Origin of the sequence: Shewanella glacialimarina, from assembly GCF_020511155.1 — a bacterium.
GTDB lineage: Bacteria > Pseudomonadota > Gammaproteobacteria > Enterobacterales > Shewanellaceae > Shewanella > Shewanella glacialimarina.
Window position 1 is genome coordinate 2,782,822 of record NZ_CP041216.1, and the last position, 24,380, is coordinate 2,807,201.

The window sequence follows — 24,380 nt, forward strand, 5'->3', positions numbered from 1 at the left end:
AGTCAAGGATATCAATGAATACCGCGCTGGCAGCTAAAAATACTCTACTTGAACTTAACCAGCGCTTAGTTGAGCAATATAAAGCGAAACACCCTATCGCAGACATTGTTAGCCAACGCAGCGCATTTATTGATAACTTACTCCAAAAGGCTTGGGTTGATTGTCAGTTAGACCAATATTCGATGACATTAATTGCAGTAGGTGGGTATGGACGGGGTGAGCTATTGCCCTATTCTGACGTCGATTTATTGTTTTTAGTTGAACAAGATGAAATATGTCAAAACACCCAGGCTAAACTCAGCGAACTGATCACCTACCTTTGGGATGCAGGGCTTGAAATTGGTCACAGTGTCAGAACCATTGCACACACCATTGAGCAAGGCAAAGCTGACATTACCATCGCCACCAATTTAATTGAAGCGCGCTTTTTGTGCGGTAACACGCAATTATTTGAGCTGTTATATCAACGCATTCGCCAGGATGACTTTTGGCCTTCAGCTGATTTTTATAATGCCAAAAAAGAAGAGCAAACTCTTCGTCATTCAAGAGCGAGTGCCTTTGACCTCGAACCTAATATTAAGACTTGTCCAGGCGGGCTTCGGGATATTCAAACCATCGCCTGGGTGGCTATGCGACATTTTGATGCGGCCAACTTAACCGAGTTAGTTGAGCACGATTTTCTTGAGCCATCAGAGCTAGATGAGCTTCTAGAGTGCCAAAATTATTTATGGGAAATTCGCTTTGCTTTGCACATTAGTGCTAATCGCAATGAAAACCGCTTATTATTTGACTTGCAACGACAAGTTGCCAGTCTATTGGGTTATCAAGATGCGACTCAGCTAGCTGTAGAACAAATGATGAAACGCTATTATCGCACCGTAAGGCGAATAATGGAGTTGAATCAAATGCTGTTGCAACTATTCAAACGGGCAACGCTAGGGCATATTAAAGCGCTTGAAATTAGAAAAATTAATGATGATTACCAACGTCGTGGCCATTACATTGAAGTATTAAATGATGAATTATTCAGCCAATATCCCGAAGAGATTTTACGTTTGTTTTTGCATTCAATTAGAAACTCTAATATTGAAAATATTTATGCCCCAACATTACGCTTATTGAGAAAAGCTCGCCGCAGCTTAACGGGTCCACTGCAAGATAATGCTGCTTGTCGTAAAGTGTTTATGGAAATATTAAAACACCCTCGCGGTATTATTGCGTTTTCGATGATGCATAAACACGGTATTTTATCATCATATCTACCCGCCTGGAGAAGCATTGAAGGACAAATGCAGTTTGACCTATTCCATGCCTACACTGTAGATGAGCATACCCATAGATTATTACTGAACATTGAGCGCTTCTCACAAGCCGAGCAAAAAGATGAGTTTCCACTTGGCGCGGTACTGATTAACCAGTTGCCCAAAAAAGGCTTACTCGTATTAGGTGCTATTTTTCATGACATAGCGAAAGGCCGCGGCGGCGATCACAGTAAACTCGGTGCCCAAGATGCGCTCGATTTTTGTAAACTGCACGGCTTAAATGATCATGACGGCCGTTTAGTTGCCTGGCTTGTCGAAAATCATTTAGTGATGTCTATAACCGCTCAAAGGCGGGATATTTCAGACCCCGATGTAGTGGCAGCCTTTGCCGATAAAGTGCACGATGCCGCGCACTTAAGTTATTTGTATTGTTTAACTGTCGCCGACATTTGCGCTACCAATGAAAAAACCTGGAATAATTGGAAAGGCTCTCTGCTACGGGATTTATACTTCTCGACCCAGCGAGTACTGGCAAGAGGTAAAGAAAAGCCAGTAGATGAACAAGCTAGAGTTGACGAAGTTCAGGCTAAAGCCCAAAAAGAACTGTTTCGTCGTGGCCTAAAAGATAAAGATATGCAGGCATTATGGAGTCGATTTAAGCCTGAGTATTTTTTACGTCACCAACCTAATCAAGTCGCATGGCATACCGAAGCTATTATTAAACATAACCAAGATGAACCCTTGGTATTAATGTCAAAACACACCACCCGTGGTGGCACTGAATTATTTGTTTACAGCAAAGATAGGCCCAAACTATTCGCCACCGTAATGACCGTTTTGGACAATAAAAACATCAACGTACATGATGCAAATATCATGACGTCAATTGATAATTTTGCACTAGACACTTTCGTTATTTTAGAACAAGATGGCGAGCCTATTTTACAGCTGTCACGCATACAGAGTATCAGAAAGGCGCTTGAAAAAGCCCTTGCAAATGAAAACCCTAAATTACCTAAATTTAGAAAACTTGCGCGAATAATGAAGCCCTTTAATGTGCCTACGCAGGTCAGTTTCTTACCGAGTATTCGTCAAGATACCAGTATGATGGAACTAATAGCCCTTGATTCACCAGGATTATTAGCAAAAGTGGGTGATATTCTTTACCGCTGTGAAGTGACTTTATTAGCAGCCAAGATCACCACCATTGGCGAACGAGCAGAAGATTTTTTCATCTTACAAACACAAGATGGCCAGGCGCTAAATGAAGCGCAACAACAACATTTATCTTATGCGCTACATGTAGCGTTGAATCAATCTAGTTAATCAATATGATATTGGGAGAGTTCCATGGAGGCATTACGCCAACGAATAGAGGCGGCATTTGAAGCACGTCAAACTATCACCCCTAGCACAGTAGAGCCAAGTTTACGTGCTGACGTAGAGACAGTGATAAACATGCTTGATAAAGGTCAAGCACGTGTAGCTGAAAAAATAGATGGCGAATGGCATGTTCATCAGTGGTTAAAAAAAGCGGTATTATTATCATTCCGTATTTTTGATAACGGTGTTATCGAAGGTGGTGACACTAAATATTTTGATAAAGTGCCACAAAAGTTTGCTGACTATGATGAAGCACGTTTTAAAGCTGAAGCAATCCGCGTGGTCCCGCCAGCAACGGTTCGTAAAGGCTCATTTATCGGTAAAAATACCGTATTAATGCCATCATACGTTAACTTAGGCGCCTATGTTGATGAAGGTACTATGGTTGACACCTGGGCAACCGTAGGTTCATGCGCACAAATTGGTAAGAATGTTCACTTATCAGGTGGTGTTGGCATTGGTGGTGTATTAGAGCCATTACAAGCAGGCCCGACTATTATTGAAGATAACTGCTTTATTGGTGCCCGTAGCGAAATCGTTGAAGGTGTCATTGTTGAAGAAGGCAGTGTAATTTCAATGGGTGTTTATATTGGTCAAAGCACACGCATTTTTGATCGCGAGACAGGTGAAGTGCATTATGGTCGAGTGCCTGCAGGCTCTGTAGTCGTTTCAGGTAACTTACCGTCAAAGTGCGGAACTTACAGCCTATACGCCGCAATTATTGTCAAAAAAGTAGATGCTAAAACCCGTGGAAAAGTCGGTATTAACGAGTTATTACGTATTGTTGATTAAATTATAAATCAACTAGCATGTTCTATTCTGGTTAACAACAAAGGCTCTTAGGAGCCTTTTTTAATTCCTTAAAATCAAATGCATCTGTTTCTGAACATTTAACTTTGCATCGAACGCTCTTCATCCAGCTCATTCATCAATGCATTGGCTAAAATTTTCCATGTCACAATACCGATAACTTGATTATCAATATTTTGCACCACAAGATAATCAGTATTGTTTTTTTCCATTAAAATTTTGGCGTCTTTTAAAATCGTGTTAGCGGCAATAATATTAATTTTATGGTCCATTATTTGGTGGGCACGTTTATTGAGCAAACTACGGTCAACCAATCGTTCTGCTGCGGTATCTAAAAATGGGCTACGCCAAAAAGCTAACGTCTTTTTATCTATCACACCTATGGGTAAACGGTTTTGTTCTGACAAGACCACAGCGACTTGCATTTTTGCCTTATTTAGCATATTTTCAGTATGCTCAAGTGTATGATATTCCTCAATGGTAACTGCTGGATCCAATGATAAACTGCCGACATATTCAGCTGTTTTAAGATCGTGAATAGCCAGAATATCTAAACAAGCATCAACCACATGGGCGTCAAATATCTTACCTCGGCCTTCTATTAGCACATCATTTAACGCCGCCATTCCCATAGACGGTCGATAAGGCCGATGGCTTAAAATAGAGTCAGCCACATCCGCAACAGCGATAATTTTTGCCTCAATAATTATGTCTTTCTCTTTTAAACCACTAGGGTATCCAGAACCGTCTAGGCGCTCATGATGTTGCAAAATCATCTGCTTAATGGGCCAGGGGAATTCGACTTCATCAACAATTAACGCTCCTTGCACAGGATGCTGCTTGACTAACTCATACTCAATTGCCGTCAATCTGGAAGGTTTAGCAAGAATTTGACTCGGTATGGCAAGCTTACCTATGTCATGAATTAATGCCCCTAGCTTTAGCCCCTCTAACTGATCTGCAGGTAAACCCATTTTTTCGCCCATTAAATAACTTAATTGTGCGACTGATTTTTGATGACCTGCGGTATAGGCATCTTTTAGCTCTAAGGCTTCTGAAATAGCACCAACAAGCTGCACTAGTATGTGAGTCATTTTCTCTTTTTGGTCTTTAATAATGACTGACTGTTTAGACATTGCATTAATTGTGCGCGGGAGTTCGACACAGTGCCACAAAATGGTCGCATAGATCGCCAATGATTTTGCATCAACCTGGGTAAAAGGTTTATCCCTATTACCCACACCAATAATACCCACCACTTTTTTACGATATCGAATAGGGACACAAAGGTGATTATTAAACGCAAAATAGCCATCTCTTTGTAAGCGAACTGAATTATCTAGGGGGTCATTATCAATTGTCGCTTGTTTGGTTTTAATCGTTTCAGCCCACAGTCCTGAGTCTGCAAGATATTGCTGATTATCTGAAATAGCAAAAAACTGCTTCACTTTATCGGTCCAAGCCGTGCGAACAATTTTATTATGTTTTTCATCATAAATATGCAGATAACCTACTTGACTGTGGGTTAGCGCAAGCGCTTGTTGCAATGCTGTTTTGAATACCACATCGGATTTGGCAGTAATCACAGCTTCAATTTGTTGTAACCAATCATCGCTAGATTGAATGGCTAAATTGTAGTCAGGGTGGAGATCCATTAACCATTTTTCATCTAAATCTAATTGGGTTAGCACCATGCACCAGTGGTCAGCACTGTCGTCAATTGGCACTATGATAACTTGCTGTGCATGACCTCGTTCATCAATAAAGTGCAACAGCTGTTTTGTGGTTCGATTAGTTAAATCAATTAAGGTTAACTCTAGGGTTGGAAACGTGGCTGACATGGGCTGCTTTAAGATAGAGGCGATGGGTTTTTTAACTTGTGAATATAAAGCTTCACTTAATTTTACTATCTCTAAGCGATGATTGAACATAGCCCATGACAGTTCGAACCCTTTAGGTAGCTCTGCGTGTTTCAAAAAAAAGTCGTTCTTTTGATGCATTCTGTACAATCCTTGTCTATTTATACCCTCTACTTATCTTAGCTTAATAATTATTTATGGCTAATAATTTTCAATAAAACAGTTATTTAGCCCTATAAAAAAGCCTACATTTTGTTGTAGGCTTGATGTTTGAGTAAAATATTAACCCTTAAAATACGACTGTTTTATTGCCATAAACGACCACTTGTTCATTCAGAACTAATTGCAGAGCTTTACTGAGTACACTTTTCTCAACATCTCTACCTTGATGAGCTAGCTCTTCTGCACTGTAGCTGTGATCAACAGAAATAACATCTTGCTTAATGATAGGTCCCTCATCTAAACAGTTATTAACAAAATGGGCTGTCGCACCAATAATTTTCACCCCTCGGTCCCAAGCTTGTTTATAAGGTGAAGCACCAATAAATGCCGGTAAAAATGAATGGTGAATATTAATAATTCTGTCAGGAAATTGAGCCACAAATTCAGGAGTTAATACCCGCATATATTTAGCTAAGACAAGGTAATCAGTGTCGTAAGGCTGAATAACCTCAAGCATAGCCTGCTCATGTTCTTCGCGATTTAACCCTTCATGACTAACAAAGTGATAAGGAATATCAAATTTTTCAGTTAAATTTTGCAACACATCATAATTCCCTACCACGGCTGCAATTTCTACATCTAAACCACCGTAGTATGACTTCATTAATAAATCACCTAAACAATGCGCCTCTTTTGTTACCATCACCACGATTCGTTTTTTACCCGCATCGACTAGTTTTAAATGGTTTTTAGCGGGTAACACCGCTTTTAATGCACTGATAAATTCAGCATCATTAATCTTGCCATCTAATACTGTGCGCATAAAAAATCGCCCTTGAGCATGGTCAACAAACTCAGTATTTTTAATCACATTCAGATGATGGGCAAAACACACGCCGGTTATTTTTGCAATTAGCCCTTGAGCGTCTGCACAGTCAATAATGAGGATTTTTCTGGTTACTGTCGATTGCGCGATGTGGTCGCTCGCAGTCGTTTCTGATAATGCCATGGTTAAGTCTCGACTAAAAATTTCATTACTTAAGTCTGCCATTAAACTGCCATGATTTGGTAACTTTTATACTGAAATTTAATAAATTTTCACAAAATAGGCCACTAACTAAACATTAAGCATAAAAAATGATGAATTATTATCAAAAATGAAGTTTATCGACGGGAATCTATGTATTTTTGTAAAAGCTTTCTGAGGGTTTCTGCTTTAGTTCCATAGACCACTTGCACCCCTTTACCAACCACCACGACCCCTTTTGCCCCTAAGCGAACTAAACGTGCTTTATCAATTAAAGCTGAATCAATTACGCTAACTCTTAATCGCGTTAAACATGCAGAAAGCTCAATAATATTATCTCGCCCACCTAAACCTGCCACCATCCCCCTTAAACTTTCTTTTTGTTGGGGTAAAGCACTTGTAGGAGTCAGCCTTCCTGGGGTTTTCAAGTTAAAGCCAATAATACTAATACGAAACAAACTGTAATAAACAACGGCCGTTAATGGACCTAATATCATAAACCAGTAACGATTACTCGATTGGGGAAACAGTAAACTAAAATCCACTAATCCATGGGAAAATACAATGCTGTGGTGAACATCGAGCAGTATACAAATACTATAGGCCACACCCGTTAACACCGCATGTACCAAAAAAAGCAAAGGGGCGACAAACATAAAAGCGAACTCAATGGGCTCGGTAACACCGGTCAGCCAACTTGCCATACCGGCAGATAACATAATACCCGCCACTCGATTTCGTTCAGTTTTGTCCGCACAACGCCATATGGCGAATGCCGCAGCAGGTAAACCCCACATTTTAATTAAATAGCCTCCAGCAAGATTACCCGCCATAGGATCACCAGCTAAATATCGACCGACCTCACCACGTACCAGTTGTCCATCATGCCAAAAATGACCAAACTCTAAGTAAAATGGTGCATTCCATATGTGGTGTAGTCCTAATGGGATCAGTAAACGCTCAACAAAACCATATAATCCAAATGCAACCGAAGGGTCTTGATAAACTGCCCAATTAGATAGCAGTTCTATATTTGACGATAAGGGAGGCCAAATAAAAGCAAGCACGCTTGCGAGTATCATAGCTAAAGGCAAAATAATTAAGGGTGCGCTTCGACGACCTTCAAAAAATGAGAAGATAGCTGGTAGGGTTAACTTTTCACTCATCTTAACCGCGATATAGGTTATAGCACCGACCAACATACCACCCGCTATACCAGTATCTATGGTTTCGATACCCCACATTGGCCTTGAGGGTAATTGATAGAGTGAACTCAGTGCGCCCATGGTTGAGATAAACACACCAAACCCGAAAACGGCAGAAAAAGCGGCAAGCCCCTGATCTTTACAAAATCCAATTGCTATCGCGACAGCAAAAAGCAGTGGCATCATAGTAAAGATTAGGTGACCGACAGAAGAAAAGATTAAATTAACGGCTTCAGGAATGAAGGTTAAGGGATTAGCCGTGATACCCAGCATAACCCCAGCGGCTGGTAGTATAGCAATCGGGATCAATAAAGCCTGGCTTAATCGCTGTGCGAACTTAAACCATTGCTGGGTAATGACGTGTTTAGAAAATTTACCTATAACATGTCTGCATTAGCTGCGGCTTGCCAAGTTGTTAGCCATTGAACTGCATCTAACTCAGGTTCCATGGTTTCTGTGGCATCTATTTCCAATCTAGGGGTTAATGCCTGTGCGCCAAGCTCATTTAATAGCTCATCAAACTGTTTTGCTGCGCCGCAAAAGGTGTCATAACTTGAATCACCTAGACCAACAATGCTGTATTTCAATTTTGGTAAATAGGGCGCGGCAGATTTCATTTGTGTAAACCAAGGTTGAATATCTTCCGGTAAATCACCTTGGCCTGTGGTTGAGCAAACAATAATAAGATAATCAGATTCAGCAGGAATAAATCCTGCTAGCTCATCTGGTTGCTTTAAGGTGGTTGTAAAACCCATCTCAGTAATTTTTTTTGCTAATGTTTCAGCGGTAAATTGCGCACTGCCATAAACAGTACCAAAAACAAGATTAACATTTGCCACTACTTTATCCTTCCTGTGCCATGATTTAAAAATCAATTAGATTATAACTAACATACTGTATAAATTTGCTTTGTAGCAAGTGGGTTTTATTGATGAATTTAAATAAGCATACTGGCTTCAGTATCTAGATCGTTCCACCCCAGTAAACTGAAAAGATCTAACCACTCTTGTTCTAACTCAGTCTCTATGTGCATTGGCTCACCCGTTATTGGGTGGGTAAATTGCAAGCTTTTAGCAATAAGCCATAAACGGTTGACGCCAAAATGCTCACGCCCGAATTTATTTTGTTTACCATCGCCATGGGTGGTATCACCAATAATAGGATGACGTAAATGTGCCATATGGCGACGCAATTGATGTTTTCTGCCTGTTTTAGGTGTGAGCTTGACTAATCCGAAACGACTGGTTGGATAACGACCTGAACTAAATGGGATTTCACTATTAAGTAGCGGCTGATAAAAGGTCACAGCATCTTGAGCGGGTTTATCCGCAGCTGCAAATTTGTCAGCAACATCATCAAGTTCAACTCTTAAAGCATAGTCGAGCTCACCGCCATCATGCATATTACCGCGCACTAAAGCCAAATAGCGTTTAGTGACGGTATGATTTTCAAATTGCTCACATAAAGTACGTGCACATTCACTGCTTTTGGCAAATAACAACACGCCAGATGTGGGGCGGTCTAAACGATGAACTGGAAAAACATGGCAGCCAACGAGATCCCGGGTAAGTTGCATAGCAAAAAAACGTTCTTTACGCGCCAAGTAGCTACGATGCACTAACAAGCCTGCGGGTTTGTGAATAGCGACAATGTGTTCATCTTCAAATAAAACGGCTAATTCTGGGGGGCTTTGTTGCTCTTCATCAGCATTTAACGTCTGATCACCCTCTTGTTCTGGCTCAATATCAGCCATTAAAAGGTCATATAAATTGGAGTCGCTCATAGTCATTAGGTCGCTTATTGTCACCAGCCTGCACTAATATTGATTAGTTAACAGTTGGTCAAATTGATCCAATAGTGCAATTATCTCTTGTCTGTCAGGTAGCGCTTGCCACACCTGTTGCGCCATTGGCGCTATCGCCATTTGGCTAGGTAACGAGCTTTGCGTGTCGATTAATTGCTGCATTTTAGGAATAAAAATAAATTGTAACCATTGCTCAAATGCTAAGGTATCGCATGCAAATGGAGCCGTACTTGCCAGCGCTATAGTGGAAGGAGGCGTTAATGACCATAGACCTAACAACTTGAGTTGCTGCTCTAATTTTTCTAAAAAAGTCAGACTCGCTTCATAAAGCATATATAATGGCTCAAATACAATGGCAAAGGTTGAATATGATAACATTAGCCACCATTAATACCCACATATTGCCACGTTTTGTATAGCGAGTCCCCATGACAGAAATCACCACCCTTAGCCAATTTCTTGCCACAGCTAACACTCAATTCCAGGTTTATGATTTAGGCAGAAGAGTACAAAATATCGATATGATGGCATTTCATCAAATAGAGTCATTGGTTGCCCCCTACCCTTATCCCATTCAAGGCCATGCGCAGTTTGCGATAGTTTTTTGGCAGCAAAGCCAACAACCATACATTTGGTTTATCAAACTGGCCCTTGATGAACAGGGATTACTCTCCCCCGCGCCAAGACAACAATTTATAAAGATGATTTTAGAGGCGTTAGGCCGAGATCCGACTCAAGACCTAACGGATGAACAGCAACAACAATTGGCTAACCACCCATTCAGCTTTAAACCCAATCAACATAAATTGGCTATTTTTAATGCCTTAGTCAAAAAACAACTGGGCGAGCAAGCCTCAAATCAATATGAAATTGCAGCGCAGTATCTTGCCGGGCAAATGCCGCCACAACAATGGCAGCAAATTGGTATGCAAGGTTTAGCCGATGTATGCGTGAGAATGTCATCATTTGACCACCAACAGGATATTATCAACATTTTGCCGCTGGCCCCTGTAGAAGTACAAGCGGCATTATGTAGCTGCTTTGAACACCTGCCGATTGAACAGCCCTTAGCTGACGTATTAGTAACATTATTTGACCAATCCCCAGTAGAATATAAGGGGCTATTTTTAAAAGCGTTGGCATCAAATACAAAACTCAGTCAACAGGCAATACATAGATTAAATGTTCAAGATCAACTTGATGAAACTATGCTAATCACAATAGCAGCGCGTAATTGGTTAGCATTGAAAGATGACACCACCCGCAAATTCTTTTTAGAAGCGCTGGCAAAACAGCCACAAAGCTTTTTTAATCAAGTTTTTGCTGATATTGTTGCCATACCAAGCTTGCGTAATGCTTTACTAACAGATTTGCGTAATCCAGATCGCAGCGAACAACTCTCCCTCGCCATTGGCGGTTTATTTAAGGCAACAAGCCTATGATGTCTGATTTTTTAATAATGGCTGCACTGATTGTCACCGCTGCTTTCTTCTGGCAGTTACGCAATATGGCTGAACTTAGTCGCGTTTTCGCTGAGCAGGCTTGTGGCAAACAAAAAGTGCAGCTACTTGCAATCGCTATGGAATCTGCTCGCCCAAGTTTAGGCGGGCAAACTGGCTTATGTTGGCGAGCTAAGTTTATGTTTGAATTTAGCACTGATGGGATGAATCAATATCAGGCGCATATTAATATGCATGGAAAAAGAGTCACTAAAATAGACTGGCCGATTTTCCCTGAACCTGAATGGTTTGATGCACCAATGTCACAGGGAAAATTTGGTGGCTGCGGCACTAAAACAAGTTGTGATTCAGGTAAGTGTCATTAGCTATCAAACTGATGTTAACAGACTGAGTTAGACCCATCATGATTCACTCACAAAATGTTATCTTAACGGGTAGCATTTTTGTTTGTGATAATGGTTGGCTAATAGCTGTGGATTCATTCTAGTGCGGTAACGAATTGAAAACTCATTTAAAAACATGCAGACATAAAAAAGCCCCGACGCAGTGTCGAGGCTTCTTTATCCATCACTCAATCTCGATATAAATATCAAAGTGAGTCTAATAATGGTACCCGAGGCCAGACTTGAACTGGCACGCTTATTCAGCGAGGGATTTTAAATCCCTTGTGTCTACCGATTCCACCACTCGGGCAAACTGTGACGAATTGAATTTCAATTCGTAGAATCTATTGTCAACTTAACAACTTAGGTTGTGCCGCTGAACTTGCTGCACACTTTACTGTTTTTTTGAAATCACGCAACTATTAATTTTAATCAAACGATTCAAGTGACTTAAAAAACAACAAACTGAAGTGTTTTTATTCATTAACCGCTAAAAATTAAACAGCAAGTCTAATACCCATGCTTTATTAGGGCGTTGGTGTTATCGGTCACTCGAACTAAGCATGGCAACGCAGTGATGATAAAATAAAACTTATCCGCTATAAAAAAAGGCCGCTAACGCGACCTTCTTTTAATACTAAACAAACTCACAGCTTAATTAGCTACGTTGACGCGTAGGCTTAGCTTTACCAGTGACCACTTTCGTTTTACGCACAGCACGACGAATTTTAGCACTTTTCACTTTCGAGCGTGAAACACTGTGTTTATCGTGTCCGATAAGTGAACGGGTTTCAACGTCTAAGCTAGCCAGCTGACGCAAATAGTTCACTTGGTCTAATGAAAGTTCTAACCACCCGCCACGCGGCAGTGATTTAGGTAATTCAATCATGCCATAGCGAATACGGATCAGGCGGCTTACTTGTATTTCTTGTGATTCCCATAAACGACGCACCTCACGGTTACGACCTTCACGTAATGTCACATGCCACCACTGGTTTATGCCTTCACCACCGGCAGGTTTAACGCTATCGAACATGGCTGGGCCATCTTCTAGAGTCACACCGGTACGTAAACGCTGCACAGCAGCCTCTGGTACTTCACCAAAGGTACGCACGGCATATTCACGCTCAACTTCGTTCGATGGATGCATTAAGCGGTTAGCTAACTCGCCATCTGAAGTAAATAACAATAAACCTGAGGTGTTAATATCTAAACGTCCAACAGCAACCCAGCGTGAGTCACGCATGTTAGGTAAACGTTCAAAAACCGTTGGGCGGCCTTCAGGGTCTTTGCGCGAACAAATTTCACCTTCAGGTTTGTGGTACGCCAACACACGACAAATAACTTCGTCTACTGACTTTAATGCAATCGCGCGTCCATCGATACGTATTTTGGCACTAGCCTCAACACGGTCACCAAGATTGGCAATTTCACCATCAATACTAACTCGGCCTGCAGCAATCCATGCCTCCATCTCACGACGGGAGCCATGGCCTGCACGGGCCAAGACTTTCTGCAACTTTTCGCTCATTAGTATTACTCTTTAGTTTGCTCTTACGAGACTTGCTCTTGCGAGGTTTGCTCCACATTTTGTGGTGCCTGTTGGGCTTTTTCAAACATCGCTTGAAGTGACTCAATATCATTTAGCTCAGGTAAATCAGCTAACTTTTTTAAGCCAAAATAAGATAAAAAATCAATGGTGGTTGCATACAGTGCTGGTCTACCCGGCACCTCTTTGTGTCCGACCACTTTTATCCAATGTCTATCAGCTAAACTTTTAATGATGTGACTGCTGATCGCCACACCTCTTATTTGTTCAATATCGCCCCGGGTAACGGGTTGTCGATAGGCAATCACGGCTAAGGTTTCCATGGTTGCACGAGAATACTTTGGCGCTTTTTCTTGCCAGAGTGGCTGTAAAAAAGGGCTGAGTATTTCTTGAGTTTGAAAACGATATCCGCCGGCCACTTGCACCAGTTGAACACCGCGCTCTTGGTATTCTTGCTGTAATTCATCTACAGCGGCTTTAATTTTAACCCGTGACACGTTGAAATCAGCCAGTACGGTTTCTCTCAACGCTTTAATGGTCATCGGCTTGGCTAATACAAATAAACTGGCTTCGATTAATTGCTTTAATTGAGTCGGGTTTATTTGCATCATGGTTTACACTTATTTAACATTACTTGGCTTTAATATAAATGGTGGCAAAAGGCTCGTTCTGCACCACATCCACTAATAACTCTTTAATCAATTCCATTAACGCTAAAAAACTTACCACCACACCGGCACGGCCTTCTTCAAAATCAAATAACTGCTCAAAATGCAGGTATTCGTTACTGGATAGCTTAGCTAAAATTTGGCTCATTCGCTCGCGTGTGGACAGTTGCTCGCGCTTTACATGGTGATCTTCGCTCGCGTCAATGCGTTTTAGTACCTCACCAAATGCACGTGCTAATTCTAACAAGGTCACATCTGGAGGTACAATAATAGGCTTGATGTTGGGTGCTTTGGCAGCACTGACTTGAAATACATCCCGCTCTAGTCGAGGTAATTCATCTAAATCGTATGCAGCCTGTTTAATCACTTCATAGGCTTTCAACTGACGAATAAGTACAACTCTAGGGTCTTCTTCCTCATCGTTTTCTGTCACCATTTTAGGCAACAACAAACGTGATTTAATTTCAGCTAAGGTTGCTGCCATCACTAAATAATCGGCTGCTAGCTCAATTCTCGCCTCAGTTAACACTTCGATATAAAGTAAATACTGCTGAGAAATTTGCTGAATGGGTAAATCAACCACATCCAATTTTTGCTTGCGAATTAGGTATAAAAGTAAATCTAGCGGCCCTTCAAATGACTCTAGAAATACCTCTAATGCTTCTGGGGGAATAAACAAATCACTGGGCATAACGTCTAACGCTTTGCCGCGAACTATGGCTAATGGAAGGCTTTGTTGATGACCCTGCATAGCGCTCCGTTTGTTATGATTATTAGTGCGTAATGACTGTTTCTTCGCCCAATAAAACAGGCCCTAAAAGCGAACGCGCGATTATACGCATTAATGGATAAGGATTAAACAATTATCTACTCTATCGCTAATTGCTATTCAAATGCCGCCGTATCGCCAGCACCATAACGTAAAATGTTAATCTCACCTTCTGACATATCAATTACGGTTGTTTGCTTTTCAGGCAAGTAACCACCCAATACGATGCCTTCAACTTGATGCTCAAGAATATCGCGAATATGTTCTGGATCAGACTCAGCATGCTCTTCATTAGGCATTACTAAACTGGTCGACATTAAAGGCTCACCCAAGGCTTCTAATAATGCTTGTAAAATCAAGTTATCCGGTACACGAATACCAATAGTACGTTTTTTCTCACACTGTAAACGGCGAGGCACTTCTTTACTGGCTTTAAAAATGAAGGTGTATGGCCCAGGGGTGCAGCTTTTTAGCAAACGATAAGCTTGATTATCAACTTTTGCAAAATTGGCTAACTCAGACAGATCACGACACATTAATGAAAAATTTTGGTCATTATCAATCTGGCGAATACGAGCCATACGGGTCATTGCATTTTTATCGCCAATCATACAACCCAATGCATAGCCTGAGTCGGTTGGGTAAACGATAACCCCACCCTGCTTTAAAATTTCCACAACTTGATTGATTAATCTGGCTTGTGGGTTTTCTTCATGTATATAAAAAAATTGGCTCATTAACGTTCCATCCAAGATGCTGATTGCCAAACCCAAGTCACTCCTTGGGGTTGATATAAATTTTTACCTAACTCTATCCAGTTGCTTATAAAGTGAAAATCACTTCCCAATGAACCTAGTAGCTGATGTTGGTGGCATAATGCAAGTAAGTTATTGCGGTCATCAATGGTTTGCTGACCAAGCACGACTTCCATGGCGTCGCCGCCTGCTTCAGCAAAGTCTTTTACGAGTTTTTTAAGCCACTTTGCCGAGAGTTTATAACCGCTCGGATGCGCTAATACTGCAACACCACCCGCTTGATGGATCACGTTGATCGCATTTGCCATATCACCCCAGTTATTGGGGACGTAACCTGTTTTACCACGGGCTAAGTAGCGTTTAAAAACACTGGGCATATCGCTAGCGTAACCATGTTCAGCTAGCCATCTGGCATAATGGCCACGACTTAACGCCGCATCACCGGCAATCGCTTTGGCGCCTTCGTAGGCACCTTCTATGCCTGCTTTGGCTAAGCGTAAACCAATCTCTTGGGCGCGAACTTCACGCAGTTCACGTTGTGCTAATAAGAATTCAAGTAACGCAGGCTGGGATTTATCAATATTTAAACCCACAATGTGGATATCAAAATTATTCCAACGGGTGGATATTTCGGTGCCATCAATCAAATTTAACGGCTGAGCCTGTTGATTGTTAAATGAATGTGCTTCCGCTAAACCATCAATAGTATCATGATCAGTAATTGACAACATTTGCACGCCTTTTTCAAGCGCTCGGGCAACAAGTTCTGAGGGTGATAACATGCCGTCAGATGCAGTTGTGTGGCTGTGTAAATCGGCCAAGATAGATTCAGTATTCATGCCGATATTGTACTTGATACTCCTAATAAAAGCTTTGTGTATGTGTAAATAAATCGCTAAATAAGAGCAAGATACCGCAAAAAAACCACCTACAAGCGAATTTATTAGTCATTTATTAAAATAATGAATAATATTCAATTGACATTAAGCGCCAGCTAAGGTTTCCTATAGGCACTAAAACACACTGACTTAGATGACTTGCATGACACACTTTATCGCTTCTCAAAACATTACATGGTGGTGGCACTTCCCAAATTATCGGGTTGTGTGAAGCGTTGCGCTCATTTTAAGAGACAAAATTTTACAAGAAAGCCCGCAGAGATGTGGGCTTTCTTGTTATTTGGCCCACGCTCAGAGGCTGAATAATGATAATAATTTAGCGATGTATTTATTTAAGCGGTCATTCATTCCCCCTTAGATAACTTAATCGACACAGAATCAAACGAAGGCAGCACTATGAAACATGATCAAATAGCCCAGGTTAACACGGTAAAGCAGCCATTGACCTATCATGCAGACCCTTTAAGTCTTTATGAGCACGTCACCCAAAATGCCCCACATACTATGTTGTTGGAATCAGCTGAAATTGAGAGTAAAGACCATCTTAAAAGTATCGTATTAACCCACGCAGCGTTAATGATCCGGTGTGATAGTTATCAGCTAACGTTTACAGCCTTGAGTGCAAACGGCCAAAGTTTACTCAGCCCTATAGATGAATACTTTGCGGCGCAATTTAGTAGTCACAATAAGTTAGCCGATAATAGTTTAGTTATTCAATTAACCAAGGCCACCAGTCTGCAAGATGAAGATGCCCGGTTAAAATCAACGTCTCCGCTTGATGGTTTACGGGCACTGGTTAACCATATTCATACCGACACATCGCCTCAATTTGAAGACCTATTCTTAGGCGGCGTGCTTGCATATGACTTAATTGATACCGTTGAACCATTGCCTATGGTGCCTAATGCCAGTAATGAATGTCCTGATTATTTATTTTATCTCGCTGAAACCCTTATATTGATTGATCACAAGCTACAAAAAGCCGATATCATCAGTCAACAGTTTAACCAAGATACTGCGGTTACATCGCTGCTTACTGCGCAACGAAAACAGATAATAACCCAGTGCCAAACCATTGCAGCAGCAAAGCCGTTAGTGACTATCAACACCACTGAAACGGTTAACATTAGCGATGAAGAATACAAAAAGACCGTTATCGATTTAAAAGAACACATCGTTGCCGGTGATATTTTCCAAGTGGTGCCATCACGTAGCTTTAGTTTGCCTTGCCCCAATACACTCGGCGCTTATCGTGCATTACGTAAAACCAATCCTAGCCCTTATATGTTTTATTTTCGTGGTGCAGATTTCACCTTATTTGGCGCTTCCCCTGAGTCAGCACTGAAGTATGAGGCGGCTAATAATCAGGTTGAAGTTTACCCTATTGCGGGTACTCGTAAGCGCGGAAAAACACCTGAGGGAGAAATTGATTTTGATCTAGACAGTCGTATTGAATTGGAACTGCGTTTAGATAAAAAAGAGTTATCAGAGCATCTTATGCTGGTTGACTTAGCCCGCAACGATATTGCCCGCATTAGCCTAAGTGGTAGCCGCAAAGTCCCTGAGCTTTTGAAAGTTGACCGTTACTCCCATGTGATGCACTTGGTCAGCCGCGTAACTGGTCAACTGAGGGGAGATTTAGACGCGCTACACGCCTATCAAGCGTGTATGAATATGGGCACGTTAGTCGGCGCGCCAAAAGTACGCGCATCACAGTTAGTCCGTCAGGCAGAGCAAGCTCGCAGAGGCAGTTATGGCGGCGCCGTGGGTTACTTAAATGGCCTGGGCGATATGGATACCTGTATTGTGATCCGTTCAGCTTTTGTTAAAAATGATATTGCTCATATTCAAGCTGGTGCCGGGGTGGTATTTGATTCAGACCCACAAGCTGAAGCTGATGAAACCCGCCAAAAAGCACAGGCCGTGATCACCGCAATTAAACTAGGAGGCGGACTATGATAAATTCTAACGGCTTAGATAAACAAAACGCCACTCAGTACACTCAAAAAATGAAACTGTATTTACTCGATAACTTTGACTCTTTTACCTATAACCTGGTTGATCAATTCAGAAGCCTGGGTTTTGAAGTGGTTATTTACCGGAATGACGTTAGCGCCGAATATTTGGCAGAAAAGCTATTGAATGAAACCCAGCAAGCCGCATTGGTGTTATCACCCGGCCCTGGTGCGCCGCACGAAGCGGGCTGCATGATGGCATTAATTGGTAAAGTGGCGGGCAAAGTGCCTATGTTAGGTATTTGTCTTGGTCACCAAGCCATGGTGGAATATTACGGTGGAAAAGTAGAGCGCGCACCTTTTGTAGTGCACGGTAAAGCCAGCCCGACAGTGCATAACGGTCAAGGTGTATTTGCCAACCTTCCCTCACCTTTACCCGTTGCCCGTTATCACAGTTTAGTGGCGACAAGAGTACCTGATTGCCTTGATATTATTGCCACCACAGATGATATGCCAATGGCGATTTTACATGATGCCCACAAGGCAGTGGGATTCCAATTTCATCCAGAATCAATTTTAACCACTCTTGGCAGTCAATTACTGACCCAAACACTGACGTATTTAACCACGACCTCGATGTCTCAAGGAGGCCAATAATGTCTATGCCAACTGAATCAATGCAAACGCTGTTTGATAGCTTGTATCAAGGAAATGCGTTAACCCGTCAGCAAAGTGCCAGTTTATTTGCCAGCATAGTGGCTGGTGAAATGGACCCAGTCACTATGGCGGGAATGTTAGTCGCATTAAAAATGCGCGGCGAAACCATAGATGAAATCACCGGTGCTGCAGATGCATTACGTCAAGCGGCTAAAGCTTTTCCTCGCAGCAATCAATCTATTATTTCTGGAGTGGTTGATATTGTCGGCACCGGTGGTGATGGATTTAACACCATCAATATATCAACCACAGCGGCTTTTGTTGCAGCTGCAGCTGGCGCTAAAGTGGCCAAACACGGTAATCGCGGCGTATCAAGTAAATCAGGATCGTCAGATCTACTTACCCATTGTGGTATTGGCTTGACCATGACACCTGAGGCCTCAAGTCACTGTATTGACACGCTCGGATTATGTTTCTTATTCGCACCGCATTACCATGCGGGAGTACGTCATGCAGTACCTGTTCGCCAGGCACTAAAAACTCGCACCATATTTAACATTCTTGGGCCATTAATTAATCCGGCAAAACCTGAGTTTATGCTGCTTGGGGTGTATTCTCCTAAATTGTTAGCCCCTATCGTTAATGTGCTCAATGGATTGGGCGTAAAGCGCGCCATGGTTGTTCATGGTAGCGGCTTAGATGAAGTGGCTTTACACGGTGATACTCAAGTGGCTGAGCTAAACAATGGTGATATTCGCTTTTATACCCTAACGCCGGAAGAATTAGGCGTAACCAGAGCGGATATCAATTTATTAACCGGCGGTGAACCAAGTGAAAACGCCCAAATAACCCAAGCTATTTTGCAGGGTAAAGGCGAGACTGCACAACGTGATGCTGTAGCGATTAATGCCGGTTGTGCCCTTTATATCAGTGGTGTTGCTGACTCAGTTCAAGCGGGAACTCAGCTGGCGCTAACTACCTTAGCTAGCGGTAAAGCGCACCAGGTACTGACACAATTAGCAACCATAAGCCAAGCTACTGAGCAAGCTCAAGTGCACGCGCAAACTCAAGGGTAATGACAAATGAATCAAGCTAATCTATCACCAAAAGAAAGTAATGTATTAACTAAAATAGTGGATACCAAAGTCGCCCATATTGCCGCACTTAAGCTGCGTTTTCCAGAAGCGACATTACAACCCAAAACATCTGACCGCAGTTTATTTGAGGCGCTAAAACAGCCTAATGCGCAATATATATTTGAGTGTAAAAAAGCCAGTCCATCAAAAGGGGTTATTCGTCCAGTATTTGATGTTGATGCCATTGCTGATACCTATACCAAGTATGCAGCGGGTATTTCAGTACTCACCGACGAAGAGTTCTTTCAAGGTGATATGGATTATATTCCTCAAGTACGCGCCCGTGTTACTCAGCCTATTTTATGTAAAGACTTTTTTGTTGATGTATACCAGGTCAAATTAGCTGCCCATCAGGGCGCTGACGCAATACTGTTAATGCTTTCGGTGCTCGATGATGAACAATACCGACTACTAGCTGAAGAAGCTGCAAAGTATCAATTAGATACATTGACCGAAGTCAGTAATGAAGACGAATTACACCGAGCGATTGATCTTAATGCGCCTATTATTGGTATCAACAACCGTAACTTACGTGATTTATCGACAGATTTGGCTACTACAGAACAATTAGCGCCGCATATTCCAGCGGATCGGGTAGTGATAAGTGAATCAGGCATTTACTCGCATGACCAGATAAAACGACTCAACCCTTTGGTTGACGGTTACTTGGTTGGCAGCTCAATTATGGCGCAAGAGGATATCGATTTAGCGTGTCGTCAGTTATTATTTGGCAACAACAAAGTCTGTGGCTTAACTCGTATTGAAGATATTAAAGCCGTCGCCGATTTAGGCGGTGTTTATGGCGGCTTAATTTTTTATCCTAAATCACCACGCGCAGTCGATTTACCCCAAGCTAAAGTCTTGGTGGACCAAATGGGTGTTCAGGGCATTAGCCTTAATATGGTAGGTGTATTTGTCAATGCTGACACACAAGAAATAGTCGAAGCCGCTAACACCTTAGCGTTACATGCGGTGCAATTACACGGTAGCGAAACAGAACTTGAAATAGCCGCATTAGCTGAGCAGTTTAGCGGTTTAAATATTAATTGTGCTATTTGGAAAGCCATTGCCGTTGACAGTACCTGTGGCGACATTGGTGTTACGCCAAAAGGCGTAGACCGTTACTTGTATGATAGTAAGAATGAGAATCGATTTGGCGGCACGGGTCAAGCTTTTAACTGGCAATTATCTATCGAAAATAAAGATCAAGCTATGCTAGCGGGTGGCTTAAATGCCGGTAATGCTTACGAAGCCAGCCAGCAAGGGTTCTACGGATTAGACTTTAACTCAGGTGTAGAATCACACCCTGGTCAAAAGGAATATTCATTATTGGCACAGGTATTTAGCAACCTGAGACGCAACTAACATAGCTAGCAGTAACTAGATGTACATAGTCATCAATGACTCACAGTAAAGATTAGTAGAACTCATTTAGGGTATCGCTGTTTAACTAGCGATATTCACAAATATCCGATTTTAACTTCGAATCGACAACTGACTCAAAAACAGAATCTATTTAGCAACAGGACACATTATGGACGAGCTCAAGCTTAACCCTTATTTCGGCGAATATGGCGGTATGTATGTACCACAGATTCTAGTACCAGCTTTAAAGCAATTAGAAACTGCCTTTGTAGAAGCTCAACAAGACCCTGAGTTTCAAGCTGAGTTTACTGACCTGCTAAAAAACTATGCGGGTCGCCCAACAGCGCTGACACTTACCCGTAATTTAAGCCCTAACCCATTAGTAAAAATCTATCTTAAAAGAGAAGATTTGCTCCACGGCGGTGCCCATAAAACCAACCAGGTATTGGGTCAAGCATTATTGGCTAAGCGCATGGGTAAGAAAGAAATTATTGCTGAAACCGGTGCCGGCCAACACGGCGTAGCAACCGCCCTAGCCTGTGCGTTATTAGATCTTAAATGTAAAGTTTACATGGGTGCAAAAGACATTGAACGTCAATCACCAAACGTATTTAGAATGAAATTAATGGGGGCTGAGGTGGTACCTGTGACGTCTGGTTCATCCACCCTAAAAGATGCTTGTAACGAAGCAATGCGTGATTGGTCTGGCAGCTACGATAAAGCACATTACCTTTTAGGTACTGCAGCTGGCCCTCATCCATTCCCGACCATAGTGCGTGAATTTCAGCGTATTATTGGTGAAGAAACCAAAAGGCAAATTCTTGAAAAAGAAGGTCGCCTTCCGGATGCTGTTATTGCCTGTGTTGGCGGTGGTTCAAACGCTATTGGTATGTTTGCTGACTTTATCGATGAACCGTCAGTTGAACTTATTGGTGTCGAACCAGCAGGTAAAGGCATTGATACCCCCATGCACGGCGCCCCGCTTAAACACGGTAAAACCGGTATTTTCTTTGGTATGAAAGCCCCACTAATGCAAGACAGTCATGGTCAAATTGAAGAGTCTTATTCAGTTTCTGCCGGACTTGATTTCCCCTCTGTTGGTCCACAACATGCACACCTTAATGCCATTGGTCGTGCTAGATATGAGTCAGCAACCGATGATGAAGCATTAGAAATGTTCCAAGTATTGGCCCGTAAAGAAGGTATTATTCCTGCGCTTGAGTCCGCTCACGCACTTGCCTATGCAGTGCGACTAGCAAAAGAAGCCACCAAAGAAACCATTTTAGTGGTCAACTTATCAGGTCGTGGTGACAAGGATATTTTCACCGTAGCAGACATTTTAGCAGCCAAAGCACAGGAGAGCGGCAATGAGTAATCGATATCAGGCAGTCTTTGCGGCGTTAAAAGCAAAAAAACAAGGTGCCTTTGTCCCCTTTGTGACCATTGGTGACCCTAGTTTAGATATTTCTTTTAATATCATTAAAACCTTAGTTGAAAGTGGTGCTGATGCGCTGGAGTTAGGATTTCCATTTTCAGACCCACTTGCTGATGGCCCGGTTATTCAAGGCGCTAATTTGCGCTCGCTAGCAGCAGGCACCACACCTGACGACTGCTTTGAATTAATCGCTAAGGTTCGTGTGCTTTATCCAGAGTTGCCGATTGGCTTATTACTGTATGCTAACTTAGTATTTTCAAATGGTATTGATCAATTTTATACCAAAGCACAGGCAGCGGGTGTCGACTCAGTACTAATTGCCGATGTACCGATAGAAGAATCTGCCCCCTTTATTGCAGCAGCTAAACAGCACAATATAGCGCCAATATTTATTGCGCCGCCAAATGCAAACAGCGACACATTAAAACAGGTAAGTGAATTAGGTGAAGGTTACACCTACTTATTATCTCGTGCTGGCGTAACAGGCACTGAGTCTAAAGCAGGCGCACCAGTTGAACTTATTCTGGCAAAATTAGTTGAATTTAATGCGCCGCCACCGCTATTGGGCTTTGGTATTGCAGAGCCCGAGCAGGTCAAAGAAGCGATCAAAGCCGGTGCTGCGGGTGCTATATCAGGCTCAGCTGTGGTTAAAATCATTGAAACTCATCAACATGATGAAGCAAAATTACTGGCAACACTGGGCGAGTTTACCAAAAACATGAAAGCTGCCACGGCTTATTAAGTAAACCTAATTAGCTAATTATTATTGGAATAGATAGAATATTGGAGCCGCTAAAGGCTCCATTATTTTTACACTGCTATACTGATTTAAAAGACTAAAATTGAAAAGGACCCCATGGCTAAAACTGTATTGTATTTAATGATATCGATAGGCTTACTGCTCTTTGTTAACGGAGAAGCTGAGGCCATCGACATTGAAGAAATCACTGAAGTGAAATATAATTTATCGGTGCAGTTTGTCGACCCTAAACAAGCCTATTATATTGCTTTACTTGAACTGGCTTTACAAAGAAGTCAATCAAAGTACGGCGCTTACAAAATGACACCTGTGGTTATCGAAATGCCACAAGCCCGTACCATCAAATTAGTTGAATCGAACCAGCATATCGACATTGTGTGGACCATGACCTCTATTGAACGAGAAAACCAGCTGCAAGCAGTTTATATACCGTTACTTAAAGGCTTAATGGGTTATCGTATTGGTATCATACGCAAAGGCGAACAAAGTCGTTTTAATGGGATAAATTCCCTAACTGAATTTAAACGTATTCTTATTGGTCAAGGCTCAGACTGGCCAGATACAGATATTTTACAGCAAAATGGTTTTAGTGTTATTGCAGGTTCTGCCAGTAAATTATTAGCCATGTTAGCCAAAAATCGCTTTGACTATTTCCCCCGCGCAATACATGAACCTTGGGATGAATTGTCCCGCAGGGATGACATTGAATTAGAACAACATTTATTACTGCACTACGCTGCCCCCATTTACTTCTTTGTTAATAAGCAAAATAAACCATTGGCTGAACGATTAGAGTTTGGGTTACGCCAAACAATTGATGATGGCAGCTTTGATGAACTACTTTTAAATCATCCTATTACAGCAGGTGTAATAGAGAAGGCTCAGTTACACAAGCGCAGACAATTTGAAATAGCCAATCCCCTTTTATCACCCAAAAGCGCGGCATTATTAAATGATGCCAAATTATGGTTAACGACACTAGAAAGCGCTCAATAACATTAAATATCAATACGATTAATCTCGACAACCTTACAGTCAACTTAATGACCACAGCTAAATTTATTGATTACCTTATCT

The 24,380-nt window shown here is 41.9% G+C and carries 22 protein-coding genes and 1 tRNA gene; 11 read left to right on the top strand and 12 right to left on the bottom strand.

The genetic code is table 11. The features are described 5' to 3' along the window. Nucleotides 1–14 precede the first annotated feature (14 nt). Both glnD and dapD read left to right on the top strand, forming a co-directional pair. A complete protein-coding gene (gene glnD, locus FJ709_RS12085) occupies nucleotides 15–2,588 on the top strand; it encodes a bifunctional uridylyltransferase/uridylyl-removing protein GlnD (RefSeq protein ID WP_226410307.1) in 2,574 nt (857 codons plus the stop codon). A 24-nt stretch (nucleotides 2,589–2,612) separates the two neighbouring features. Continuing rightward, the gene (dapD, locus tag FJ709_RS12090) at nucleotides 2,613–3,437 is read left to right on the top strand and encodes a 2,3,4,5-tetrahydropyridine-2,6-dicarboxylate N-succinyltransferase (RefSeq protein WP_226410308.1); all 825 of its coding nucleotides are present in this window, start codon (nucleotides 2,613–2,615) and stop codon (nucleotides 3,435–3,437) included. A gap of 98 nt (nucleotides 3,438–3,535) precedes the next feature. On the opposite strand, the gene FJ709_RS12095 is transcribed toward dapD, so the two are convergent. From FJ709_RS12095 to FJ709_RS12120, 6 genes are all read right to left on the bottom strand, one after another. After that, complete coding sequence (locus tag FJ709_RS12095; protein WP_226410309.1) at nucleotides 3,536–5,455, bottom strand: HD domain-containing phosphohydrolase; 1,920 nt, start codon at nucleotides 5,453–5,455, stop codon at nucleotides 3,536–3,538. A 148-nt stretch (nucleotides 5,456–5,603) separates the two neighbouring features. After that, nucleotides 5,604–6,485 carry a formyltetrahydrofolate deformylase gene (purU, locus tag FJ709_RS12100; protein ID WP_226415968.1) on the bottom strand — a complete coding sequence of 294 codons (882 nt, stop codon included), beginning with the start codon at nucleotides 6,483–6,485 and terminating at the stop codon, nucleotides 5,604–5,606. A 155-nt stretch (nucleotides 6,486–6,640) separates the two neighbouring features. Further along, nucleotides 6,641–8,089 carry a PTS transporter subunit EIIC gene (locus tag FJ709_RS12105; RefSeq protein ID WP_226415970.1) on the bottom strand — a complete coding sequence of 483 codons (1,449 nt, stop codon included), beginning with the start codon at nucleotides 8,087–8,089 and terminating at the stop codon, nucleotides 6,641–6,643. Then, entirely contained in the window at nucleotides 8,086–8,547 is a 462-nt protein-coding gene (locus FJ709_RS12110) for a flavodoxin (RefSeq protein WP_226410310.1), read from the bottom strand. The genes FJ709_RS12105 and FJ709_RS12110 overlap by 4 nt, the downstream gene beginning before the upstream one ends. 98 nt (nucleotides 8,548–8,645) lie before the next feature. Next, nucleotides 8,646–9,461 (bottom strand): tRNA pseudouridine(65) synthase TruC, encoded by an 816-nt coding sequence (gene truC / locus FJ709_RS12115; protein WP_226410311.1) that lies wholly within the window; start codon nucleotides 9,459–9,461, stop codon nucleotides 8,646–8,648. Between the two features lie 63 nt (nucleotides 9,462–9,524). Further along, the gene (locus FJ709_RS12120) at nucleotides 9,525–9,845 is read right to left on the bottom strand and encodes a YqcC family protein (RefSeq protein ID WP_226415972.1); all 321 of its coding nucleotides are present in this window, start codon (nucleotides 9,843–9,845) and stop codon (nucleotides 9,525–9,527) included. A 95-nt stretch (nucleotides 9,846–9,940) separates the two neighbouring features. Here FJ709_RS12120 and FJ709_RS12125 point away from each other — a divergent pair, with 95 nt between their 5' ends. Further along, nucleotides 9,941–10,954, top strand: a complete 1,014-nt coding sequence (locus FJ709_RS12125; protein WP_226410312.1) for a DUF3549 family protein — start codon at nucleotides 9,941–9,943, stop codon at nucleotides 10,952–10,954. Then, nucleotides 10,951–11,337, top strand: coding sequence for a DUF3301 domain-containing protein (locus FJ709_RS12130; RefSeq protein WP_226410313.1), 387 nt, complete (start codon nucleotides 10,951–10,953; stop codon nucleotides 11,335–11,337). The genes FJ709_RS12125 and FJ709_RS12130 overlap by 4 nt, the downstream gene beginning before the upstream one ends. 242 nt (nucleotides 11,338–11,579) lie before the next feature. Here the strand turns inward: FJ709_RS12130 and FJ709_RS12135 are convergent. From FJ709_RS12135 to rnm, 6 genes are all read right to left on the bottom strand, one after another. Further along, nucleotides 11,580–11,665: transfer RNA gene (locus FJ709_RS12135), tRNA-Leu, on the bottom strand. A gap of 348 nt (nucleotides 11,666–12,013) precedes the next feature. Next, a complete protein-coding gene (rluB, locus tag FJ709_RS12140) occupies nucleotides 12,014–12,886 on the bottom strand; it encodes a 23S rRNA pseudouridine(2605) synthase RluB (RefSeq protein WP_226410314.1) in 873 nt (290 codons plus the stop codon). A 23-nt stretch (nucleotides 12,887–12,909) separates the two neighbouring features. Further along, the gene (gene scpB / locus FJ709_RS12145) at nucleotides 12,910–13,512 is read right to left on the bottom strand and encodes an SMC-Scp complex subunit ScpB (RefSeq protein WP_226415973.1); all 603 of its coding nucleotides are present in this window, start codon (nucleotides 13,510–13,512) and stop codon (nucleotides 12,910–12,912) included. A 22-nt stretch (nucleotides 13,513–13,534) separates the two neighbouring features. After that, entirely contained in the window at nucleotides 13,535–14,323 is a 789-nt protein-coding gene (locus FJ709_RS12150; RefSeq protein ID WP_226410315.1) for a segregation and condensation protein A, read from the bottom strand. Nucleotides 14,324–14,457: 134 nt separating this feature from the next. Then, a complete protein-coding gene (locus FJ709_RS12155) occupies nucleotides 14,458–15,078 on the bottom strand; it encodes an L-threonylcarbamoyladenylate synthase (protein ID WP_226410316.1) in 621 nt (206 codons plus the stop codon). Next, nucleotides 15,078–15,935, bottom strand: a complete 858-nt coding sequence (gene rnm, locus FJ709_RS12160) for an RNase RNM (RefSeq protein WP_226410317.1) — start codon at nucleotides 15,933–15,935, stop codon at nucleotides 15,078–15,080. The genes FJ709_RS12155 and rnm overlap by 1 nt, the downstream gene beginning before the upstream one ends. 456 nt (nucleotides 15,936–16,391) lie before the next feature. On the opposite strand from rnm, the gene FJ709_RS12165 reads away from it, so the two are divergent. The 7 genes from FJ709_RS12165 (at nucleotide 16,392) to FJ709_RS12195 (ending at nucleotide 24,299) form a co-directional block, all read left to right on the top strand. Next, nucleotides 16,392–17,954 carry an anthranilate synthase component 1 gene (locus tag FJ709_RS12165; RefSeq protein WP_226410318.1) on the top strand — a complete coding sequence of 521 codons (1,563 nt, stop codon included), beginning with the start codon at nucleotides 16,392–16,394 and terminating at the stop codon, nucleotides 17,952–17,954. 50 nt (nucleotides 17,955–18,004) lie between these two features. Continuing rightward, on the top strand, nucleotides 18,005–18,607 hold the full coding sequence (locus tag FJ709_RS12170) for an aminodeoxychorismate/anthranilate synthase component II (protein ID WP_226415974.1): 603 nt from the start codon (nucleotides 18,005–18,007) through the stop codon (nucleotides 18,605–18,607). 5 nt (nucleotides 18,608–18,612) lie between these two features. Further along, nucleotides 18,613–19,683, top strand: coding sequence for an anthranilate phosphoribosyltransferase (gene trpD, locus FJ709_RS12175; protein ID WP_226415975.1), 1,071 nt, complete (start codon nucleotides 18,613–18,615; stop codon nucleotides 19,681–19,683). Nucleotides 19,684–19,689: 6 nt separating this feature from the next. Beyond that, entirely contained in the window at nucleotides 19,690–21,108 is a 1,419-nt protein-coding gene (gene trpCF / locus FJ709_RS12180; protein ID WP_226410319.1) for a bifunctional indole-3-glycerol-phosphate synthase TrpC/phosphoribosylanthranilate isomerase TrpF, read from the top strand. Nucleotides 21,109–21,277: 169 nt separating this feature from the next. Next, the gene (trpB, locus tag FJ709_RS12185) at nucleotides 21,278–22,483 is read left to right on the top strand and encodes a tryptophan synthase subunit beta (protein WP_226410320.1); all 1,206 of its coding nucleotides are present in this window, start codon (nucleotides 21,278–21,280) and stop codon (nucleotides 22,481–22,483) included. Next, nucleotides 22,476–23,285: a tryptophan synthase subunit alpha gene (gene trpA / locus FJ709_RS12190; protein WP_226410321.1), complete on the top strand. Its 810-nt coding sequence runs from the start codon at nucleotides 22,476–22,478 to the stop codon at nucleotides 23,283–23,285. Before trpB ends, trpA begins: the two co-directional genes overlap by 8 nt. A gap of 114 nt (nucleotides 23,286–23,399) precedes the next feature. Next, nucleotides 23,400–24,299, top strand: coding sequence for a substrate-binding periplasmic protein (locus FJ709_RS12195; protein ID WP_226410322.1), 900 nt, complete (start codon nucleotides 23,400–23,402; stop codon nucleotides 24,297–24,299). Nucleotides 24,300–24,380 lie beyond the last annotated feature (81 nt).

What these genes read in the sequence shown, in the direction of transcription:
- glnD (WP_226410307.1), top strand. Translation starts at nt 15, where the DNA reads ATGAATACCGCGCTGGCAGCTAAAAATACTCTACTTGAACTTAACCAG.
- dapD (WP_226410308.1), top strand. Translation starts at nt 2,613, where the DNA reads ATGGAGGCATTACGCCAACGAATAGAGGCGGCATTTGAAGCACGTCAA.
- FJ709_RS12095 (WP_226410309.1), bottom strand. Translation starts at nt 5,455, where the DNA reads ATGCATCAAAAGAACGACTTTTTTTTGAAACACGCAGAGCTACCTAAA.
- purU (WP_226415968.1), bottom strand. Translation starts at nt 6,485, where the DNA reads ATGGCATTATCAGAAACGACTGCGAGCGACCACATCGCGCAATCGACA.
- truC (WP_226410311.1), bottom strand. Translation starts at nt 9,461, where the DNA reads ATGGCTGATATTGAGCCAGAACAAGAGGGTGATCAGACGTTAAATGCT.
- FJ709_RS12120 (WP_226415972.1), bottom strand. Translation starts at nt 9,845, where the DNA reads ATGCTTTATGAAGCGAGTCTGACTTTTTTAGAAAAATTAGAGCAGCAA.
- FJ709_RS12125 (WP_226410312.1), top strand. Translation starts at nt 9,941, where the DNA reads ATGACAGAAATCACCACCCTTAGCCAATTTCTTGCCACAGCTAACACT.
- FJ709_RS12130 (WP_226410313.1), top strand. Translation starts at nt 10,951, where the DNA reads ATGATGTCTGATTTTTTAATAATGGCTGCACTGATTGTCACCGCTGCT.
- rluB (WP_226410314.1), bottom strand. Translation starts at nt 12,886, where the DNA reads ATGAGCGAAAAGTTGCAGAAAGTCTTGGCCCGTGCAGGCCATGGCTCC.
- scpB (WP_226415973.1), bottom strand. Translation starts at nt 13,512, where the DNA reads ATGCAAATAAACCCGACTCAATTAAAGCAATTAATCGAAGCCAGTTTA.
- FJ709_RS12150 (WP_226410315.1), bottom strand. Translation starts at nt 14,323, where the DNA reads ATGCAGGGTCATCAACAAAGCCTTCCATTAGCCATAGTTCGCGGCAAA.
- FJ709_RS12155 (WP_226410316.1), bottom strand. Translation starts at nt 15,078, where the DNA reads ATGAGCCAATTTTTTTATATACATGAAGAAAACCCACAAGCCAGATTA.
- rnm (WP_226410317.1), bottom strand. Translation starts at nt 15,935, where the DNA reads ATGAATACTGAATCTATCTTGGCCGATTTACACAGCCACACAACTGCA.
- FJ709_RS12165 (WP_226410318.1), top strand. Translation starts at nt 16,392, where the DNA reads ATGAAACATGATCAAATAGCCCAGGTTAACACGGTAAAGCAGCCATTG.
- FJ709_RS12170 (WP_226415974.1), top strand. Translation starts at nt 18,005, where the DNA reads ATGAAACTGTATTTACTCGATAACTTTGACTCTTTTACCTATAACCTG.
- trpD (WP_226415975.1), top strand. Translation starts at nt 18,613, where the DNA reads ATGCCAACTGAATCAATGCAAACGCTGTTTGATAGCTTGTATCAAGGA.
- trpCF (WP_226410319.1), top strand. Translation starts at nt 19,690, where the DNA reads ATGAATCAAGCTAATCTATCACCAAAAGAAAGTAATGTATTAACTAAA.
- trpB (WP_226410320.1), top strand. Translation starts at nt 21,278, where the DNA reads ATGGACGAGCTCAAGCTTAACCCTTATTTCGGCGAATATGGCGGTATG.
- trpA (WP_226410321.1), top strand. Translation starts at nt 22,476, where the DNA reads ATGAGTAATCGATATCAGGCAGTCTTTGCGGCGTTAAAAGCAAAAAAA.
- FJ709_RS12195 (WP_226410322.1), top strand. Translation starts at nt 23,400, where the DNA reads ATGGCTAAAACTGTATTGTATTTAATGATATCGATAGGCTTACTGCTC.